The sequence below is a fragment of the Cobetia sp. genome (assembly GCF_983723665.1).
The window spans coordinates 1-4,094 of record NZ_CFDJES010000128.1 but is presented as its reverse complement, the minus strand read 5'-3'; the positions used below and the strand labels follow the sequence as shown (position 1 = coordinate 4,094).

At 62.1% G+C, this 4,094-nt stretch carries 2 protein-coding genes; both read left to right on the top strand.

Going from position 1 to position 4,094, the window contains the following annotated elements; genetic code table 11:
• Nucleotides 1-462: 462 nt before the first annotated feature.
• Nucleotides 463-2,223 carry a purine-cytosine permease family protein gene (locus tag AC4FAH_RS11825; protein ID WP_286987796.1) on the top strand — a complete coding sequence of 587 codons (1,761 nt, stop codon included), beginning with the start codon at nt 463-465 and terminating at the stop codon, nt 2,221-2,223.
• A 140-nt stretch (nt 2,224-2,363) separates the two neighbouring features.
• Nucleotides 2,364-3,845, top strand: a complete 1,482-nt coding sequence (locus AC4FAH_RS11820) for a mannitol dehydrogenase family protein (RefSeq protein WP_490246078.1) — start codon at nt 2,364-2,366, stop codon at nt 3,843-3,845.
• Nucleotides 3,846-4,094 lie beyond the last annotated feature (249 nt).

The window sequence follows — 4,094 nt, the reverse complement described above, 5'->3', positions numbered from 1 at the left end:
GACACTGCCGAGGCATGGCAAGAAAGCGACGATGCCTGGTACGCCGACCGCACCACATCGGTGCAAGACCACCCTCAGAGTAGTGAGATATCTGGCCCTGGATCGTTGGCCGTTTTAGCCAGGACACAATGCTTCAGGCGCCGAACGGGGTGTGAGAACGGAAAATTCACTTTGCTGAATCGTGTCATTGAATCGAGACACCCTCGCGCAAGCCCTGATTTCATGCGGCCTTCAGCGCTTTCCTGACTTTCATAGCCATGATCACTCGAGGACATAGCCCAAAGTTCAAGCACGCGGGCTTTGCGTTTTGATGACCATTCATCGATCATTTGCACCACGCCTGAGTCATTTGATCGATAATAGACGATCTACCCTCGTCATCGCCGACAGGATCGCCAAGGCGGCTGCGTGACATCTCGGGTAGGAGCAGCAAGACAAGCCGTAAAAAAACAGGAGCCAATCATGGCCAGTACTGCGCCAGATTTGGATCGGCAGATCGCCCATATGGACGATGAGCTACTGCCGGTGCCACGTCATAAACTGCACCGGTGGCCGCACTTTGCCGGTCTCTATGCCGCCGAGCATGTTGCCGCGACCGAGTTCGTCATCGGTGCCACCTTCGTGGCGCTCGGTGCCGGTATCTGGGATATCCTGCTGGGCCTGCTGATCGGTAATGGCCTCGCAGTGCTCAGCTTCTGGTTGATCACGACGCCAATCGCGATCGAGACCCGTCTGAGCCTCTTCACCTACCTTCACCGTATTGCCGGTGATTCGATGTCACGGCTCTACAACTGGGCCAACGTGATCATATTCACCGCCATCTCGGCGGCCATGATCACCGTTTCCGCCACGGCGGTCAGGCTGCTGTTCGACATTCCGGCCCAGACCCAGGCCTACCCCACCAGCTTCGAGTTCATCCTGCTGGCACTGGCCGTGGCGGCCATCGTGGTGCTGGTCGCGGTCTATGGCTTCAACGCCCTGACCGAATTCGCCAGCATCTGTGCCCCGTGGCTGATGCTGATGTTCACCGTCGGCGGCATGGTTCTGCTGCCGGAACTGGCAGAGTCCGTCACCGGTGAAACCAGCCTGAACAGTTTCTCGAGTTTCATTGATGTCGCCGGCAGTACCGTCTTCACCGGCATCAACTCCCAGGGCGAAGCGGGCATCGGCATCTGGGAAGTCATCGGCTTCTCCTGGGCGGCCAATACCTTCTCCCACTTCGGTCTGATCGACATGGCGCTGCTGCGCTATGCCAAGCGCATGCGCTCCGGCCTTGCGACCAGCACCGGCATGATGTTCGGCCACTATGTCGCCTGGATCTCCGCCGGCCTGATGGGCGCGGCCACCGCAGCCGTCGCCGGTATCAGCATCGATGTACTGGAACCGGGCGAAGTGGCGTTGCACGCCCTTGGCGCCGCTGGCTTCGTGATCGTGGTCGTCGCAGGCTGGACCACGGCCAACGCCAACCTGTACCGCGCGGGCCTTGCCGCCCAGTCGGCGATGCCGAACCTGTCGCGCAACAAGGCGACGCTGGCCGTGGGTATCTGCGTTGCCGTGCTCAGCTGCTTCCCGTTCGTCTATCGCAGCATGCTGCCGCTGCTGACCTATGCGGGTCTGGTGCTGGTGCCGGTCGGCGGGATCATCTTCGCTGAGCATCACCTGTTCCCGAAACTCGGCTTCAGCCGTTACTGGGCGCGCTACAAGGGCGTGAAGCACAACACGCCGGCACTGGCGACCTGGGCGCTGTCACTGATCTTCGGCTTTGGCCTCGAGATGGTCGACGTGATCCCGTTCTACTACCTGTTCCTGCCGACCTGGTTCGTCTCCATCATCCTCTACACCCTGATGGCCAGATCGGCCGGTGCTGCCGCCTCCTACCCGAAAGCCGAAGCGGCCGAGCGGGAATTCCAGGAGCGTGTCGAAGCCCTGCACGCCAAGCAGGCCGAGACCACCAACCATGCACCGGTCAAGGACACTTCGGGTTTGACCAAGGCCATCAGGGCCGTCTGGATGGTGCTGGGCCTGGCGGTGCCGATGGTCCTCGCACTGCGCGTGCTATTCGGTAGCCCGGACCTGGCCAGCTACGAAGCGAATCGTGAGATGTTCTATGACGTGACCATCTGGTCGACGATCATCTACTTCATCTTCGCGCACTGGGAGCTGCAGCGCAGCAAGGCGCTGTTCAACAAGCAGTCCCCGAAGCAAGCGGCCACCGCTAGCTGAGTCGGCAGGGGCTCGCCCCCTGCCATGCCAGCGGCGAAGGAAGCCTGAATCACACGGGTGACCTTCGCCGCTGGCCGTTACGACCTACCCTTTCTTTACCCATCTCGACTCGACCGCGACACGCGGCAGGAGACCTCCCCATGACCCGTCTCTCCAATGCCAGTCTGACTCAGCTGGACGCCAAGGTAGCCACTCCGAACTATGACCGCACTGCGGTCAGCGCCGGTATCGTCCACTTCGGCGTGGGCGGTTTCCATCGTGCGCACCAGGCCATGTACCTCGACGAGCTGATGAATCAGGGCAAGGCGCTGGACTGGGGCATCGTCGGCGTCGGCGTGATGCCGGGCGACCGCCGCATGCAGGAAGCCCTGGCCTCGCAGGACCACCTCTACACCGTGGTACTCAAGCACCCCGACGGCAACTATGAGCCGCGCGTGGTGGGGTCCATCATCGATTACCGCTTTGCCCCGGACTCCCCGGATGCCGTCATCGAGCTGATGGCCGACCCGGCAATCCGCATCGTCTCGCTGACCGTCACCGAAGGTGGCTACAACTTCCACCCGGTCACCGGCGAATTCAATCTCGAGAACGCCGACGTCCAGCACGACCTGGCCAACCCGGGGGAAGCCAAGACCAGCTTCGGCCTGATCACCGAAGCCCTGGCACGTCGTCGCGAGCGTGGCGTCGCCCCGTTCACCGTGATGTCCTGTGACAACGTCGAAGGTAACGGCAACGTCGCTCACAAGATGTTCACTGCCTACGCGCGTGCACGTGATGCAGAACTGGCGGCATGGATCGAAGCCGAAGTGCCCTTCCCCAACTCCATGGTCGACCGCATCACGCCGGTGACCACGCCGACTGACATCGAAGAACTGTCCTCACGTTTCGGCGTGGAAGATGCCTGGCCGGTGGTCTGCGAGCCCTTCACCCAGTGGGTGCTGGAAGACCACTTCGCCAATGGCCGTCCGGCCTTTGAAGATGCCGGCGTGCAGCCGGTGGAAGATGTCGAGCCCTATGAGCTGATGAAGCTGCGTCTGCTCAACGCCGGTCACCAGGCGCTGTGCTACTTCGGCTATCTGGCCGGCTATCGCTACGCCCATGAAGCCTGCAACGACCCGCTGATCGTCGACTTCCTGCTCGGCTACATGAACGAGGAAGCTCGCCCGACGCTGGCCCAGCTGCCGGGTATCGATCTCGACGCCCATTGCCGCACGCTGATCGAGCGTTTCGCCAACCCGGAAGTCAAGGACACCCTCGCCCGCCTGTGCGCCGAGACCTCCGACCGCATTCCGAAGTTCCTGATCCCGGTGGCACACGCACAGCTCAAGACCGACGGTGAACTGCGTCGTACCGCAGCCGTCGTGGCCAGCTGGGCACGTTATGCAGAAGGCGTGGATGAGCAAGGCGAGACCATCGACGTGGTCGATCCGCTGAAGGACGAGCTGATGGAGCGTGCCAGCCGTCAGCGCGAAGAGCCGACTGCCTTCCTGGACAACCGTGAACTGTTCGGTGATCTGGTCGACCAGCCGCGCTTCCGCGACGCCTACCTGGCAGCGCTGAAGAGCCTGCACGACAACGGCGCGCGCGCCACGCTGGAAATGCTGGTGGCAGACGCCAAGTAAGCATGGCGGTGAAGGGGTTCACGACAACGTGATGCCCCGCCAGCGCCCGCAGAAAGACAAAAGCGAGACAGGCAGCCGCCTGTCTCGCTTTTTTTGTGCCTCATGCCACGCCTTTCCTCACACCAGCGCAACGGTCCACAACCCCGCCAGCATGATGACGATGCCGATCCACTTGGCGATGGCCGCTCGCTCGCGCAACCAGAGCACCCCGAGCATCACGCCCAGCGGGATCGACAGTTGACGCATCGC